A 16710-nucleotide genomic window follows, 5' to 3' on the forward strand; every position below is an offset into this window, starting at 1 on the left:
TCACCGGGGTTTTTCGCTTTTTGGAGGGCAAGAAAAATCCTTATTCTACGAACTGAAAGCTTTGTTTAAGATCATTCATCCAGTGATGCTCGATGTGTCCGTCGTGCTGTAAGCGCCCAACGACAATACCAGGGTGAATGCCGAGTTCTCGGGCGAATTCAACTACGTCACTTTTACTGCGCAGTTCCGTCAGTCTAGTGGAATGCTGTCTTGGAATCAGCCAATCACCGGCCCACTTGTTAGCTTCGTGTTCTTTTGGGTCGTCACTGGGGTGGGTGTTCGGGTCATCAAGAAATACGGCACTTTTTTCCTTTCGGCTGCCCGCGTGTAACAAAATGTGTGCTGCTTCGTGAAAAAAAGTGAACCAAAACTTGTCGTTGGTCTTGCCGTATAAAGACAGTTGAATTAAAGGTCGGGTAGGCCCCAGCCAACGGGCGACACCGCTAACATGGGTTCGACGAATAGCCGGTACCAACACGAATACTACGCCCACTTCCTGTAACAGAGTCCGCATTTTTGGTTCGAACTGATCGGGGTCGTCACAGGTCAGGTCGCGAATCTCGTGCAAGGCTTGAACAAATCGGTCTTTATCGTATTTTGGCGTCTCTGCATGTTCCGCATATTGTTCACCCAAGCGCAGCCAAGCGGATATAGCGCCGATATCGCTTTGATCAGCGCGGCTTCGGCGAAAAGACATCTGCATGCCGCCATAATGGCTCTCCCATTCGTCCGGGGAGGCCACACCGAAAAATCGCAGGCAGTCCTCTACAACCTGCGGTTTATTCCTGGCAACCAACCGACACTTGGTTATCGCACCAGAGGCCATCAAGTCTTTAACCGGCAGTTCGTCCAGCCAGGAGACCCATTGAACATTTTGTTCAGCAGCGTCCAGCCGAGCACGATGGCTTTGATAGTTGGCTTCGCGCGTCAACCAAAAGTCTGCCGTGCCGCCAACGACCCGTTCCAGGCGTTGTGCAGCTTCGATGCTCAACGGCACCTTGCCGTTAATCAATTGACTGACGTGTTTGTCTGTGAAGCCTAGGCGTTGGGCCAGGTCTTTTTGGGTCCACCCGCGCTCTTCTGCAATATCGAGTATGGTTTCGCCGGGCGGGGAGACCCAGTCCGGCGCGAACGGAGCGCTCAGCTCAGTCATGGTAATCCCCTATATATTCAATACAAACGATGGTGACTTGTTTCCAATCGATACCGCCTGCCGGACTCTGCGGGACAGGGTCATTTCCCGGGCTGAACACCAAGCGCCAGCCGCCGGCTAGGTTGACGGCAAACTGTCCGTAGCGGTCGCCTTTGAGCGGGTGTGGATTACCGGCAACCAAGTCGGTTACCTGGTCGGCGGCATCTAGATCGCTAAGCCTCGCCCTCAGCTTTCGAGCACACTCCGACCCCAGTTTTCTCTCAGCTTTGCGCTGTTTTTCGCACAACTCACGCAGTTTTTTGTCGTGGAAAAGGATATCCAAAAACAGTCCTTAGTCTATAGGTATTTACCTATCAGGTAAATTTAGAATTTCACTATTACACCATCAAAGGCCTTCAACATCCATCCCATGCTCTGCCAACCACTGCTTGCGCTCGTCATAATCCGGCATAGCGCGCTCAAGGCGCAGCCAAAATTCCGCCGAGTGGTTGTGTTCGTGCAGGTGCACCAACTCGTGAACCACCACATATTCAGCAATGCGCGCGGGGAGCAGAATGGTTTTCCAGTGAAAATAGAGCATTTCGCCCTTGCCGCAGGAGCCCCAGCGGTAGCCTAGGTCCTGCACTTTCAGGCCGGCGGGCTTTACTTCCAGGCGGGCAGCAAAGTCCTGCACGCGCTGCCAGAGCCACGTTTTGCCACGCTGGCTGTACCAACCAATAAAGTGCTGTCGCGCCTGGGGCAAAGCATCGCGCTGCAGGTTAAAACGGCCACTGACCAGTTTGAGCGGCTCGGTTTGCGCATCCACCAGGTTGAGGCGATGGTGGCGGCCCAGGTACAAAAAGCCCTCGCCTTGCACAAACTGCTTGTAGCGAATGGTCTTCTGCATCAGCGCTTTTTCCGCGAGTTTCTTATAGACCCACGGCTGCTTGCTGCGCACAAAGGCTTCCAGCGTTTCCTGGCTGACGTTGGGTGGTACGGTCAGTCGCAGGGAACTGTCCCGCTCCACGGTCAGTTGCAGGGTTTTGCGGCGCGCGCTTTCCTGCACCGGAATGGTCAGGTCGTCGACGGTGACGATCATTGCTGCTCCAGCTTGTAGCTGTTGGCTTTGGCCAGGTCCCGCAGCTTATCAACCAGAGGCGGTACATCGTTAAACTCCAGCAATTCGCTGTCGACGATGCGCTCAAACAAGGCCTGCTCCAGGGCCTCTTGCATGGGGCGGCGGTGGGGCTGCCAAAAGCTCGAGGTCTTAACCTCGCGGCTGATGTAATCCACCAGGCTTTCGGTGAGGGTGATCAAGTCCGCCTCTACCACCATATCCGGTTGGGCGTCGCCGCATTTGGCGGCGCGCAGCATGCGATAAAACGGCAGGTAGTGCTCCGGCACATCGGGCAGGCCCGCCTCGTGCTGGGTGCTGCCGCTGTTAACCTCGTCGATAATGGATTGCAGTGCGCTAATCAGTTCAGCCCACCGCCCTTCCAGGTCGTCCAAAATTTCCTTCAAGCGTTCGCTGAGTTTGCCGTAGTACACCGGGTCTTCATCCAGCTTTTGCTGAACATGACTGCGAATGGCGTGCTCCATTTCCGAGGCCACGGCTTTCTGGGCTTTTTCCGGGTCGGCGTTATAGCTGGCGGCGTGGTCCCGGACCTGGTTAAGTTGTTGACTGAAGTTGGCATCGGTCAGGTTCACCGGGGCAATTTTCGGGTCGATACCCAGCGAGATCACGTGGTCATCAATCAGCTTGCGCACCTTGGCGCCCACATCTTTGCCCAACACCGGGCCGTCGCGGTAGCGGCGCCGGGCGGCGGCGTAGATCATCGCTAGTTGCTTGGCATCCTGGGTAAAGGGCAAGGCCTCTGGGCGGGGCAGCACCAGGTCCAAGCTCTGCATAAAGGCTTTGACCTTTACCCCGAACTCCTGGCGCAGGCGCTCGCTATCCAGGGCCTGCACGCAGGTTTCAATATCATTCAGGTCTTCAATGCCACGGACGCGCAGCACATCCACGGCCCGCAGATGACGGTCGCGCAGGGCGGGAATTTCGTCTTTTAGGCTACGCAGGGCGCCGTCCACGTCTTCATCGCTGTAGGCAGCAAGTGCCGCTCTTAGGTGGTTAGCCACACCGTAATAATCCACCACGATGCCCGCGGTTTTTCCAAAACCGGTGCGATTGACGCGGGCGATGGTCTGCAACAGCTCGGCCTCGCGGATAGAGCGGTCCAGGTACATGACGCCTTCAATGGGCGCATCAAAGCCAGTTAGCAGCATGGATTTAACGATCAAAAACGCCAGCGGGTCGCTATTGTCTTTACTGGCACCTTCTTTGGGTGCCTTTTCTTTCGGTAATAGGGGCCTTTTGAAACGCTCGATGGCCAAGTCTTGCGCGGCGCGGTCGGTGTGTTCGGCCCACTCGCTGCCGTCGTTGTTATCGCCGGAGATAACAGTAGCAAACTGCAACCGGCCAATCAGCTCCCGATAGCGCCAGGCCTGCACCAGCGCCTGCATTTTGGGGGACTTGCGGCATAGTTCTTCTTCGTCCAGGGCTTTGATGGCCGGGCTCAGGTAGCCCGCCTCACCCAGCAGCTCGTCACGGGCTTTTTCAAAGGCGCCTTTGTAGCGCACCGCCGCCAGGCGGCTGTAGGCCACCACCTGGGCCTTAAAGCCGTTGGGCAAAATGTAGGTGACGTAGTGGCGCAGCATGTCCCGCGCTTTTTCCTCAATCAGTTTGGGGGCTTCCAGCACATTGCCTTTGGTGGCGTATTTCTTTTTGATGGCCTCCAGTTCTTCGTCGCTTTTGCCGGCAAAAAAGTCTTCAAACAGTTCATCGAGGCTGCTGCCGTCTTTTACAGCACCCTGCACTGTGCGGCCTTCGTACAGTACCGGTACAGTGGCCCCGTCAGCTTCCGACTCACGAATGGTGTATTTGTCGATGAATTCGCCAAAGATTTCGTGGGTGCGTTTTTTCTCGCCCATAATGATGGGTGTACCGGTAAAGCCGATGCGTGCGCAGTTGGGCAGGCAGGCCAGCAGGTTGGCGTGCAGGTCGCCGGCCTGGGTGCGGTGGGCTTCGTCCACCATCACCAGAATATCTTCGCTGTTGTTCAGTTGCTCAAAGTCACCGAGCTTGCTGGCCTCGTCCCGGTATTTTTGAATCATAGCGAACACCAGCCCCGGCCCGTCCTGGCGCAGGATGTTCTTAAGGGCCTGGCTGTTTTTGGCGATTTGCACCGCCTCGCCACTTAAGGTGGCGGTGCCGGAGAGCTGCTTTTGCAGGTCGTTGCGATCGGTGACCACCACCACTTTAAAGCGGCGCAGGGCCGTGTCCGTGCGGATGCGGCGCAGGGCGAACACCATGGTCAGGCTTTTGCCGGAGCCCTGGGTGTGCCAGACAATGCCGCCACGGCGGTCGTATTCGCCGTCCTGTTTGCGGGTTTTGCCGTTTTTTAGGCGGTGAATGGCTTTGACCACACCGCGATATTGCTGGTAGCGGCACACCAGTTTGATGGTCTGGCCGCCGGTGGTCATAAACAAAGTAAAGTGGCGCACTATGTCCAGCAAGTTGGCTTTATCCAGCATGCCCGCCACGGTGCGCTGCTGGGGCGAGAGGCTTTTGACTCCCAGGGCTTCGGCCACCTCGGCCTCGGTGCGCTGGGGATTGTCGATGCCCGCGACGGTTTTCCAGGGCAGGTAATGCGCGCTGCCGGCGGCCAAGGTGCCCACCAAACAGTCATCAAAACAGGTGGCCAGCATAAACTGGTTGGTATTAAATAGCGCCGGTGCGCCTTCGTTATCGCTTACCTCACCCTGGGCAAAGCGCTGGTTGGAATAGCGACGCAATTGGTCGATGGCCTCGCTCACCGGCGCGGAGCTGGCAGTGGGGCTTTTGCACTCAATCACCACTAGGGGAATGCCGTTGACCAGCAGCACCAAATCCGGAATCACATGCTGCTTGACGCTGTCGTGCCCCGGCGGGCACTGCACCTTGAACTGGTTGATCACTGTAAACTGATTATTGGCCGGGTGCTCCCAGTCGATATAGTGAATGGTGCGCGATCGTCCGCCGTCCCAATCCACAAGGCCGCCCACCACAAAGCCTTCGGTCAACAATTCCGTGGCAATCTGGTTGGCCTCCATTAGCCCCGGCGCGGCTATGCGGGTCAGGGCGGACACCGCACTGCTGATGCGTTCCTCATCCAGCCATTCCACTTGCTCGTCATTGGCCAAGGTGCGGTTATTGATGCGTTTTAGCTGGGCGCGCAGCACATCGATTTGCAGCACTTCGGCAAAACTCTTGCGCCCGGTGGCCGCCGGGTTATCCAGGCTGCCGGGAGTAAAGGTCCAGCCCAGGGCTACCAACTGGTCGATTAAGGGCTGTTCGCTGTAATGTAATTCCGGGCCCATAAACAAACTCCTGTTAACTGGCTTTGGCGGTGTCGAGAAGCGAGGTGACGCGGACGCGGCCGGTTAGGAGGTCGTCCATTAGGCCAGCTTTAACAGAGTGCAGCTGTCCTACTAACGATACTTCATCTTCGACGCGCTTGTTCAACAAGGCGACCCTGGCAATGATCTCTTCGCTTTCGGTGTTTGAGGGTGCGGGTATGCGAATATTACGAAGACTTTCGAGGTTTAACCCTGGCTTACTTTGACCATACTGAGCGTCGACAATTTGCTGCCTGCCAGGCCCTCCGAGCACAAGATAATGATTTGCCAGCTTAGCCAGCCAAGGATCAACAAACCGCACAAGCGCAACATGCTGACTCACAAAAGCTATCTCACTCCAGCCATCGGGAAGATATGCTAAGTTCCCCACGCCATTACCTGTAATTGTTACCAGAAGATCTAATGCCTCGACTCGGGTACGCAGCCCCTCTCCATCTGTCGGAGGTTTGACACATTGACGCTCTGAAAGGTCTAAACACCCCATTCGAACATTTTGGCTGCGTAGGAAAAGGGAGCCAGTATCGGAGTAATACAACGCCCAGCCCCGAGAACCGCTGGTTATTAAGCTTGTTAACTGACTCAAATTTCGCACCTCCCACTCCCTCGGAATCCACCCCAGCGGCGATTCTTTATAGAGCCCGGGGGCTTGGTTGCGGGGTGGACGGAGTTGGCCGTTGGCGTCGATGCCGCGCGTCAGCAGATCGTGCAGCATGCCCTGCTTGACCTGCTGCAGCTTGACGATTATGGCCTCGGTTTGGCGGATTTGGGTGTCCAGGGTGTCGAGGATATTGGCGATGGCGGGTTGGTCGACTTCAGGAGCAACAGGAATCTGCAATCCCAAGAGATCGGCTATACGTATCCCTTTTACAGTCGATCCTACCGCGAGATTTTCTGCCTGTCTCTTAACCCACTGAAAAACCCGAAGGAGATATCGTTGGTCAACGCCCGCCTTTGGAAACAGTGCTTTTAAATCCTGGTTGATGGCAATGGAAACCTTTGAGATTGCGGCACGACCTACTGCCATTCGGCTGCATATTAAGACCGTGTTTTCCGGAATGAGATTTGAGGCACTGGCTCTAAGCCCTTCTTCTGAAATATATTCCTCGGTTTCGGAAATCGAACTTTGATCATCTTTAAAATCTTTTACGGATGCCCAAGGGATTTTCCCTTTCCAGAAGCTAGGAACTTGGCGGCTGGGGGTTCCGCCACCTGTCTGCCGATCTATTAAGCTGCCCAGCGGTCTCTCCTCAAACATACCCCAAACCCTCCAAATACCCAGCCAATTGCTTCGCAGCCTGGTCCCGCTCTTGTTCAATCTCGGTCAACGTCACCTGATATTTATCCCACCAGTTTTCCACGGTGGCGATCACCTGCTGGCGCTGGGCGCTGATATAGCGTTCGACGATGCTGTGCATATCGTTGTGCAGAATATTGCGTAGCAGCTCGGCGGCCTGGGCATTGTCCAGGGCGGCCACACCGCTATTCAGCTCCTCCGGCAGCGCGGCCTGCTTTTCTTTGAGTTTTTTGGCGTTGGCGGTGCGCTGCTGCTTCCAGGTTTTGATCTGCTTTTCCAACGCGGCGATTTCCGCTTCGCTCAGTGGCTCGTTATCGCTATCGTCTTCATCTTCGCCGGTTTTGGGCAATTGTTCCTCGGCGGCTTTGATTTGGCCGTCCAGCTCGGCTTTGCGGTTGGCCAGTTGTTGCAGCTCTTCCAGAAAGCCATTCAACAAGAACTTCACCAGCTTGTGTTCCAGCGGGTCGTCTTTGTTGTTTTTGTCTTCCATGGCGGTGAGGATGCTGGTGCGCCAGGCGTCGACTACACCGCGGCTGTCGCGGGCCATTAGGGTTAGAAAGTCGTACTTCTGCTGGTGCCAGAAGCCGGCGATCATGCCGCTTATTTGAAAATCATCCAGCAGGCCAATTGGTTTCAGGCTTTCGCTAAAACTGTTCAACAGCTCTTGGCGCAGTGCCGCGTATTCGCGGTGGCGAGCCAGGGCGGTAATGCTCTGACTGTGGTTTTGCCACCAGTGGTTAAAGGCATCGCGTAGGGCCTGCTCCTGGGCCAGCACCCCGGTGTTTTGCTCGATGGCGGGTTTGATGTTCGCTTTTTGCGTGAACTGCTCGCGAAAGAGCTGGTAGCCCGGGTCATTGGGTTTGGGCTGGAACAGGTCTTCGGGGTTGAGGCCCTGGGCCTGGAACTGGGGCAACTTGGCTGCAATTTCCGCCCCGGGTATGCCGCCCACCAGGTGGGCGTGCACATCGTGGGGCTCCGGCGGCGGGGCGTTGTCCGCGTAGCGGCGGATGTTCAGGTTGTAGCCGTTCTCGCGCAGGGTATCGGTGCTGACGATGCTGGCAAAGCCGGGGATGTTCCTCCCATTGCCTTCGGCAAAGGCCTCGTAGACGGCGGCGATTTTTTCGATGTGTTCGGGCATCAGATAGTTTTGCGCCCGGCCCTCGAAGTATTCCCGGTCGGCGTTGATAAACAGGGTTTTGCCCCGGTTGTTGGGGTGTTTGCTGCTCACCTGCTGGGCGCCTTCACTGACGCGCTGGCGCAGCACCAGTATGCAGGCGGGGATGCCGGTGCCGTAAAACAGGTTGGGCGGCAGGCCAATCACCGCCTCCAACAGATCGTGCTCAATAATGCCGGCGCGGATGCGCTGCTCGTCACCTCCGCGAAACAGCACGCCGTGGGGCAGCACGGTGGCCACCATGCCGCCGGGGGCGCACACAGCCAGCATATGTTGCAGGAACATCAGGTCCGCTTTTTTGCTGCCCAGGGGCACCTCGCCGTATTGGAAGCGCTCGCGGTGCAGGGGCTGGAACACCGGCTGGCCGGTTTCGTCTTCGTCCTTGCTGCCGAAGTTGATCGAGAATGGCGGATTGGTGAGGATGCGATCAAAGCGCAGTAGCTCGCCGGCCGCAGTATGGCGAGGCTTTTCCAGGGTGTCGTCGTTTTCGAGGTTCGCCGTGGTAATGCCGTGCAGGAGCATGTTCATTTTGGCAATGGACCAGACGGTGCCGGCATTCTCCTGGCCGTAGCAATCCATCCGATAGCCCTCGCCGCCGTGCTCGTCGATCCACTCCTTGGCGGCAATCAGCATACCGCCGGAGCCGCAGCAGGGGTCGTAGACGCTGTGGTTCTGCTCGGGCTTTAACAGCCGCACCATCATGCGCACCACCGGGCGGGGCGTATAGAACTCGCCGCCCTTCTTACCGGCGGAGTCGGCAAAATCGCCAATCAGGTATTCGTAGGCGGCGCCCAGCAGGTCCGGAAATTCAAAGTCCCGGTCGCGCAGGCGGTATTTGTTGAAATGGTTGATCAGCCCTCGCAGCTTAATATCCGGCAGTTTGCTCTGGCCCACTTTGCGGTTGAAGTCGATATGCTCCAGCACATCCTGCAGGCTGGTGTTGCCCTGCTCCAGACCGCCCAGCGCGGTGTTAAGGGCGTCTCCGACGTTTTTGTGCACTTCCTTGACCAGATAGCTCCAGCGGGAGTTTTCGGGTACATAGAAGGAATTTTTGTACCAGAGCCGGTTTTCGGCGATTTCGGTGGCCTCGGCTTCGGATTTGCCTTTTTTGATTTGCTCGGCAATCACCTGCTCGCGGCGCTCTTCAAATACATCCGAACAACGCTTGAGAAACAGCATGCCGAAGATGTATTCCTTAAATTCCGAGGCGTCCATCTTGCCGCGCAGGATATCGGCGGCGCTGAATAGGTGGCGTTCGAGTTGAGTGAGGGTTAAAGGCATGTAACGTCCTGATAGATGCTAATTATTTCCAATCGTACCATCTGGGTGCGAATGTGAACGGGTTTTATGAGAACTCGAAGTACTGACATTAGCAACTGCGGAGATTAGTCAATCACACTCGGCTGGAACACGACTGGCATTGTTATCCAAATGCATCATTATTTCATTAAGCCGCCCGCAAAACACTAAACCCCTCAAACAACCGCTCAGGCAAGGCAGCCTCCAACCCCAGCGTTATACTCATCGGTTTTCCACCCTGACTACTCAACACCTGCGCCGGCCCAAGAGCCCGGTATGGCGCCCCCTTCTGCGTTCTCACAAACAACTGAAACTGCCAGCCATTGGTTTTCTGTTCTAGGTACCGCTTGCCCGCATCTGTTTTCGGCCCCGCCGAGTTCTGCGTCTGCCAGTGGAAGCGATCCCGACTAATAGCGTAGTCATGGTAGGCCACGCCTTCGTGGCGGGCTTCGCTTTTATCGAGGGTGATGAAGATCAGTTCGGTTTTCTGGTCGTGCAGGCGTAATACGCCTTCCCGGAACTCGGGTCTGCTGTGTTCGGTCCAGCGGCCGACGGCGGAAAGGATCTCCCGGAGTTGGTAAGCCGCGTGCAGGCGCAGTGGCGTGTGTTCCAGGCCCGGCAAGGGTTTGAAGGTGTGGTAATGCCGGTTTTGCTGCACTTCCGCCAGGGCTTTGAGTTCCTGGCAGGTATGGGGCTCGTTCGCGAGGCGCTTCAGGAAGCTCTGTGCCGTGCCGGTCGCTTTGGTGTTGCTGTCGATCTGGTAGGCGAGCATCTGCAGGCGTAGGCGGTCCTGGTCGCTGGTTATGCGGTAGTTGGCTGGGTCTTCCGCGACTTTGGCCAGCAGTTCCCATTGGGCCGGGTCGTCCTGGTGCAGTAAGGCGGCGAAGCGTTTGCTGAAGTAAGCTTCTTCAGTGCTGCCATTGCCGGCGATGAGCCCGGCGGCGCGCAGTAGGTTGGTCCAGCCGCTGTTGGTGTTGGTGCTGTGAGACTGGTAGATGTCTTCCAGCTCCAGGTCGTGATCGGTCAGGAATCTGCTCAAGCTCACCTGGTTGCTGCCTTTCAGCGCGGCATAGCGGGCGAGCTCGGTTTGCAGGCGTCGCCAGTTTTGGGTGATGGCCTGTTTCAGGCTGTGCAGTATGTGTTCACGGGCGGTTTTATGCAGTTGCAGGTGGCAGCCGCTGGGCAGTTTGGCGAAGCCGTGCTCGACGGAATCGGCAATCTCCCGGCGCGAAAGGCCGGTTATGCTGCTGTATAGGGTGTCGAACCGGAAGCCATCTTGATACTGGCCCACAAAATCGAGCACCAGACAGCTTTCCTTGCCTTCATACAGCCGCAGGCCGCGGCCGATCTGTTGCTGGAAGACGGTGGCGCTTTGGGTGGGGCGCAACAGCAACAGGGTGTCGACGAAGGGTAAGTCGATGCCTTCGTTGTAGAGGTCGACGGTGACAATCACGTTGATCTCGCCGTTTTGCAGTTGGCGCGGAGCGGCGTTGCGGTCGTCTCGGTTGGTTTTGCCGGTCACCAGCCGGGCGGCAATGCCTGCCTGGTTGAATTGCTCGGTCATGAACTCGGCATGCTCAACAGACACGCAAAACGCCAGGGCTTTGCACTGGCGGGTATCGGCCACCAGGTTGCGCCAGTTGTTGATGATGGTGCGGGCGCGCATCTGGTTGCCGGTGAGCAGGTTGCTTAGCTGTTGCTGTTCCAGTTGCGGCTGGCCCCAACTGATTGTGCGGTAGTCTTCGCCGTCGTCGCAGCCATAATATTCGAACGGGGCCAGTAACTGCAGGTCGAGTGCGTGCCACAGGCGCAATTGGGCGGCGGGGGTGCCGTCGGGCCGGTTGTGGAAGTGGCGCAGGATGTTTTTGCCGTCGTGGCGTTCCGGGGTGGCGGTCAGGCCCAGTAAAACGGCGGGCTCCACCGTGGTCACGAACTGCTCGAACCCTTTGGCTTCGATGTGGTGGCATTCGTCGATCACCACTACTTGCCAGTAGTCAGCGCCGAGCTGCGCCAGCAAAGCCTGGCTTTGCAGGCTCTGGATAGTGGCGAACAGGTGGTTGTGTTGCTCGGGGTCGTGGTGGCCAGTCAGCAGATCTCCGAAATTCGGGTCGTGCAGTACCTGGCGGTAGGTGTGCCGGGCCTGCTTCAGAATCTCTTCCCGGTGGGCGACAAACAACAGCCGGGGTTGCCCGCCCTGTTGCCGGGCAATGCGCCGGTAGTCAAAGGCAGCCATCACCGTTTTACCGGTACCGGTGGCGGCCACCAGAAGGTTGCGGGTGCGCTCGTGCGCGCGTTCGTTATCCAGCTGTTCGAGAATGTCAGTCTGAAACGGCTTGGGCACCAGGTCGAAGAAAGTCGGCAGGCCAATGGGGGCGTCGTACTGAGTCGACTCGCGTTTCAGGGCGCTGCGCAGCGCGGCCTGGTGGTCGCTGTTGTTGGGGTCATAGGGTTGGAACTCGGTATCCAGCCACAGGGTTTCAAAATGCGCCTTGGCCCGGCTGAACAAATCGGGCTGGCCATGCTCGGTGAACTTCACCGTCCATTCCAGCCCGCCCATCAGTGCGGCGCCGGAGAAGTTGGCGCTGCCCACATAGGCCGACCCAAAACCGGTATCCCGCTCAAACAGCCAGGCTTTGGCGTGCAGCCGGGTGCGCCGACCATCCAGCGAGACCCGCACTTCACAGTTCGGTAACTCGGCCAACTGGTTCAGGGCTTTCTGGTCGGTCGCGCCGGTGTAGGTGGTGGTGAGCACGCGCACACTGGCCTGGCTGCGGCCCTGGCCATCGGTCGCGGTAATGGCTTTCAGGCGGTCGAGCAGTTTGCGCACACCGGAAACGGTGATGAAGCTCACTAAAATATCGACATGGTTGCAGCTGTTCAGCTCGGCCTGCAGTTCGTGCAGCAGCGCCGGGGAATCTTTGCCCGCGGTGAATAGCCAGGGCTGGGCCAGGCCAATGGCTGGAAGTTCTGGCTTAAGCCCCTTGGGGTGAACCGCGCGCAGGGCTCTGGGTGGCGAGCTGATGGTGTCTGCGGTTAACGGGGGTTGTTGCAGGGAGGCGAGTAGTTGGTTGGCCCAGGCAAGTTGTTCTTCGGGTTTCTTGCTGGTTTTTGTGGCTTTGATGCTATGCAAACGCTCCAACAAGCGCTCGGCTACGGCCGTTGCCAGGCGCTCCGGCAGGTTCGCTTCGCTGATCCTCTCGTAAGTGGCTTCCAGCAGTGTTTCGTCCACTTGCTGGTGAAGGTCATCGGTTGCCAGAAGGTCGTAGAGGCCCTGGTAGAGTTCATCCATGTTGGGATCCCTAGGTTACAGCTGCTACCAGGTTCGCATGGTTTGGAGGGGGATGCCAATCCTGTTGCGCTGCAACTCTGCTATTAGACATCCGTTTCAGTGGTCACCGTAGCACCAACGTTATTAATTATTGGCACAGACCATGAATCATAGGGGACGTTCCGAAAGACCTTGTTTTCGATGCTGTGTTTCTGGGCTTTCTCAATCGCGACATACGCATCGCCTTCTTTTATCACCAGTCCAAACTGCTCGGCTTTGGCTAGAAACTCCAGAGTGTTCAGCTTCAATTTCCTTGCCGTCTTGGATGAAGACAGTCGCTCTGGTAGTTGAGTATTCTCACCCGTCTGTAGCTTGGGCACTGTGGAGCCTGTCCCATTAGCCTTAGGAAGTGGTGACACTGAGCATAGACACGTCTACCCTCGTATCCTTACTCACGCCGAAGGATATGGACTGATGAGCCATGGCTCGCTCCGCCAATTCGGCGGCTATTTACGAACACACTGGGTATCTCCGCGCCGGGTTCGGTTCTGGTTGCTGGCACTGGTCATTCTGTACACCTTCCTGGGTTTTTTTGGCGTACCCTGGCTCGTCCAGTACCACGCCGTGAACATCGCCCGGGAAGACTTTGGGCGAGCGCTTCGCATAGAGGCCGTACACGCCAACCCCTACACCTTAACGCTCCGCGTCGATGGGCTCACGCTGGACGACACAGACAACCGACAATTGATCGAGTGGAACCGGCTGCTTCTGGACCTCACCTGGGCGAGCATCGTCAACAGAGCCTGGACCTTCCAGACCGTCCAACTCGACCAACCGGTTATTCACGAAGAGCGCTTAAACTCGGGCGAAACCCGCCTCTCCCGCCTGGCCGCAACACGCTCTGACCAGCGCTCCGATGAAGACGAACCTGCGCAACTACACGCGTTGCGAATCGCAGAACTGCGTGTAGCGGGCGGTATTCTGCGCTTCGCAGACAACCTACCGGATGCGACCACTGATGAACCAAACCGGGTATCACTTGCCTTGCAGGATATCGAGCTCTCCGTCGAAGCGCTCACACTTCAGGAAGACACCCGATTCCCGGCACGTATGAACGGAACGCTTGCCCAGGGCGGCAAGCTCGCCTTCGACGGCACACTTCAGCTTCTGCCAAGCGTCGCATTGGATGGCAAAGCCAGCATTGATGAACTGGCTCTGATACAGGCCGAACCCTACCTGCGCCAGCTCATAAACGTGCGAATCGATACCGGGAAGCTTAACGTGAGCGGGCAAATGAACACCGATGCACAGCAACCCTTTGCCTTTCAGGGCTCCGCCGACATTGCTTCGTTGCACATCAAAGATGGCTCCAATGACGAACCGCTCATCGGTTGGCAAAGCCTTCATGCTGAACAGCTTGACCTGAACTTCGCAGATAGGCAGCTTGAGACGGGCCCCCTTGCCCTCGACGGTTTGTCCGGCCTGGTCGTCATCCACGAAGACCGGTCCACCAACTTCGCGCGGCTCATGGCATCCCCTCCGGTCGACGAAGGGGAAAATGGCGACAGCGCGAGTAAAGACGAAAACACGGGTAAAGAACCAGCCTCGTTTAACACGACCATTGAAGGCATCGAGCTCAGCGACGGGGCCTTTCAATTTACCGACAATTCCCTGGCGCTGCCCTTCTCGACGAGCATTCACACCTTGAGTGGCGACGTTTCGACCCTGAGTTCCACCTCAACCGTGCCGGCGGAGGTGGCGCTGAAAGGCGAGATCGCAGAGTATGGGCTGGTGCGAGTTGAAGGCAGTGTTCACGCCAGGCAACCTACGCGAGAAACCAACATGCAACTGACCTTTCGCAACCTTCAGATCCCCGAATACTCCCCCTACACCGTGCGCTTCGCCGGCCGTAAAATCGCAGACGGCACCATGGACCTGGATCTAGGTTATACGATCCGAGACAAGCAACTCGACGGCAGCAACAACCTGGTGTTCCACAACCTGAGGCTCGGCGAAAAGATGGACACCCGCGATGCCATGGACCTGCCGTTAGACCTCGCCATCGCCCTGCTTGAGGACAACGAAGGCGTCATTGACCTGGAATTCTCCATAACCGGGGATGTTGGCAACCCTGAATTCGACTTCGCCGATATTGTCCGACAGGCACTGGGAGAGGCTGTAATGACTGTCGTCCAATCGCCAGCCAGTTTTCTGGCAAACCTCATCGGCGCTGATTCGGAAGATCTAGGCAACATAGAATACTCGCAAGCCCGCGCCGAACTCCTTCCTCCCCAGCGTGCGCGCATCGACACACTCCGCGAGGCTCTCAACCAGCGCCCGGCACTGATTCTCGAACTTGCAGGCCCCTTCAGCCGACGTTTCGATGGCCCGGCACTGCAACGGGAGAAAGCCATTGAGACCTTGCGGCAACATCTGAATGAGGCGAACCGGGCCGCTGCAGATCCAAGCCTGACGGCCGAGTCAAACCAGGACATTGTGGAAACAATGTTCAGCAACCGTTACCCAGAGATAAGCCTGGAGGCCGTGCAAAAGCGCTTCGTGATATCTCAGGATGATTCCATTAATGAAGAGGCTACCTTTGACGGCCTGGCCTATCGCAGCCACCTGGGCGAACGGATCATCGCCGCACAAACCGTCACAGACACCGACTTAATAGGTCTCGCCAACGCCCGCGCAATCGCTGTGCGAGATGCCCTGGCCGACTCAAACCCGGACACCCGAATAACAAGAAATCGAGTGCGCATTCTGGACCCGGAAGAGATCGAATCGGTTGAGGGTGAGCACATTGTTATGGAGGTTGGTATCACTACGGGTGGGAGCGAATGAGTATGGGGCCAGTCTACACAGGGCAAATTGAACCAAGGACGGTTTTGCCGCTTTCATACTTATCTATTCCTAAAATTTTGGAGTATTAAGGCAGATTACCAACATTACTTCACTATCTGAACAACAACCGTCTTGATGCTTGATGTCAGGAATGCCTACTGAAAACTCCTAGCCGACATACAACAGCGGCCAGCCTACTGCGCCCATGCCCATGTCTAACCTTGGCCTTAAGCTCCACAAACGCCCCCCGGATCGCTCAAAAAGTCGGGAATTCTGGTCACTGTGCTCTAAACTGGGGGTCGCCTACGCCTCTGCCTCAATCAGGAGGGCCCTACCCATGAGCCAAAAACCCTATAAATACTGCCAGAGTTGTTCTATGCCACTGTCGAAAGACCCTAACGGCGGTGGCACTGAAGCCGACGGCTCGCTGAGCCCGCGTTTCTGCTCTTTTTGCTACGCCGATGGCCGCTTCACAGCGCCAGACATGACTGTGGATGACATGCGGTTGCTGGTTAAGAATAAGGTGAAGGAGATGGGCTTCCCGGGTTTTCTGGCGAGCTTTTTTACTTTGTCGATACCCAACCTGGAACGGTGGAAAACCAAGTGACTGTGATCGATAAGCTGGCGTCTTCGCTGCAGCGCGCCGACGAGGCCCCTAACCTTGAACTGGCCAGAGAGATCGTTGATACCGGTGATGCAAATTCGGTAAGCGAGCTAGTCGATCTTCTTGTGCATAGCAAGAGCACGCCGGTTCAAAGTGACTGCATTAAGGTGCTCTATGAAGTCGGAGAACAGGCCCCCTCGCTGCTTGCGCCCTACGTTCAGAACTTGCTCGCACTGCTTGGCCGCAAGAACAACCGGCTTCAGTGGGGGGCCATGAAAGCCCTGGGGGCGGTAACACCGGAACGCCCCGATGAGGTATATGCCGCGCTCGATCACCTGCTGGCGGTTGCCGACCAGGGGTCGGTCATCACCAAAGACGGCGCCGCGGCGGTTCTGACGCACCTGTGCCAGGTCGACCGCTATTACGAACGGGCCTTTGCAGCGTTGATCAGCCTGTTGCAAACCTGCCCGGGCAATCAGCTCCCGGCCTATGCGGAACAGGCGATCACGGTGGTTCGCGAACCGCACCGTTCTGCGCTGAAGTCGACATTGCGTGCCAGGCTGCCCGATCTCGAGAAAGCGTCCAAACAAAAACGCGTTGAAAAAGTGCTTGGGGCACTCGAAAACAACAAGTGATC

Annotated in this window: 10 protein-coding genes; 3 read left to right on the top strand and 7 right to left on the bottom strand. The window is 57.1% G+C overall.

Annotated features, from left to right (window positions below):
- Positions 1 to 40: 40 nt before the first annotated feature.
- The 7 genes from EP166_RS13335 to EP166_RS13365 all read right to left on the bottom strand — a co-directional run bounded on the left by EP166_RS13335 (position 41) and on the right by EP166_RS13365 (position 12643).
- Positions 41 to 1153: a helix-turn-helix domain-containing protein gene (locus EP166_RS13335; protein ID WP_127557742.1), complete on the bottom strand. Its 1113-nt coding sequence runs from the start codon at positions 1151 to 1153 to the stop codon at positions 41 to 43.
- Positions 1146 to 1475, bottom strand: coding sequence for a type II toxin-antitoxin system RelE/ParE family toxin (locus tag EP166_RS13340; RefSeq protein ID WP_127557744.1), 330 nt, complete (start codon positions 1473 to 1475; stop codon positions 1146 to 1148). Before EP166_RS13340 ends, EP166_RS13335 begins: the two co-directional genes overlap by 8 nt.
- Before the next feature lie 63 nt (positions 1476 to 1538).
- Positions 1539 to 2231 (bottom strand): M48 family metallopeptidase, encoded by a 693-nt coding sequence (locus EP166_RS13345; RefSeq protein ID WP_127557746.1) that lies wholly within the window; start codon positions 2229 to 2231, stop codon positions 1539 to 1541.
- A complete protein-coding gene (locus EP166_RS13350; RefSeq protein WP_127557748.1) occupies positions 2228 to 5548 on the bottom strand; it encodes a type I restriction endonuclease subunit R in 3321 nt (1106 codons plus the stop codon). The genes EP166_RS13345 and EP166_RS13350 overlap by 4 nt, the downstream gene beginning before the upstream one ends.
- A gap of 13 nt (positions 5549 to 5561) precedes the next feature.
- Positions 5562 to 6842 carry a restriction endonuclease subunit S gene (locus EP166_RS13355; RefSeq protein WP_127557750.1) on the bottom strand — a complete coding sequence of 427 codons (1281 nt, stop codon included), beginning with the start codon at positions 6840 to 6842 and terminating at the stop codon, positions 5562 to 5564.
- Positions 6835 to 9336: an HsdM family class I SAM-dependent methyltransferase gene (locus EP166_RS13360; RefSeq protein WP_127557752.1), complete on the bottom strand. Its 2502-nt coding sequence runs from the start codon at positions 9334 to 9336 to the stop codon at positions 6835 to 6837. The genes EP166_RS13355 and EP166_RS13360 overlap by 8 nt, the downstream gene beginning before the upstream one ends.
- 166 nt (positions 9337 to 9502) lie before the next feature.
- Positions 9503 to 12643, bottom strand: coding sequence for a DUF3427 domain-containing protein (locus tag EP166_RS13365; protein WP_127557754.1), 3141 nt, complete (start codon positions 12641 to 12643; stop codon positions 9503 to 9505).
- Positions 12644 to 13096: 453 nt separating this feature from the next.
- Between EP166_RS13365 and EP166_RS13370 the strand changes: the two genes are divergently transcribed.
- The 3 genes from EP166_RS13370 to EP166_RS13380 all read left to right on the top strand — a co-directional run bounded on the left by EP166_RS13370 (position 13097) and on the right by EP166_RS13380 (position 16708).
- The gene (locus EP166_RS13370; RefSeq protein ID WP_127557756.1) at positions 13097 to 15469 is read left to right on the top strand and encodes a DUF748 domain-containing protein; all 2373 of its coding nucleotides are present in this window, start codon (positions 13097 to 13099) and stop codon (positions 15467 to 15469) included.
- 337 nt (positions 15470 to 15806) lie between these two features.
- On the top strand, positions 15807 to 16076 hold the full coding sequence (locus EP166_RS13375) for a zinc ribbon domain-containing protein (protein ID WP_127557758.1): 270 nt from the start codon (positions 15807 to 15809) through the stop codon (positions 16074 to 16076).
- On the top strand, positions 16073 to 16708 hold the full coding sequence (locus EP166_RS13380) for a hypothetical protein (protein WP_127557760.1): 636 nt from the start codon (positions 16073 to 16075) through the stop codon (positions 16706 to 16708). The genes EP166_RS13375 and EP166_RS13380 overlap by 4 nt, the downstream gene beginning before the upstream one ends.
- Positions 16709 to 16710: the final 2 nt, after the last annotated feature.

It is taken from the genome of Saccharospirillum alexandrii, from assembly GCF_004000275.1.
Lineage (GTDB): Bacteria > Pseudomonadota > Gammaproteobacteria > Pseudomonadales > Natronospirillaceae > Saccharospirillum > Saccharospirillum alexandrii.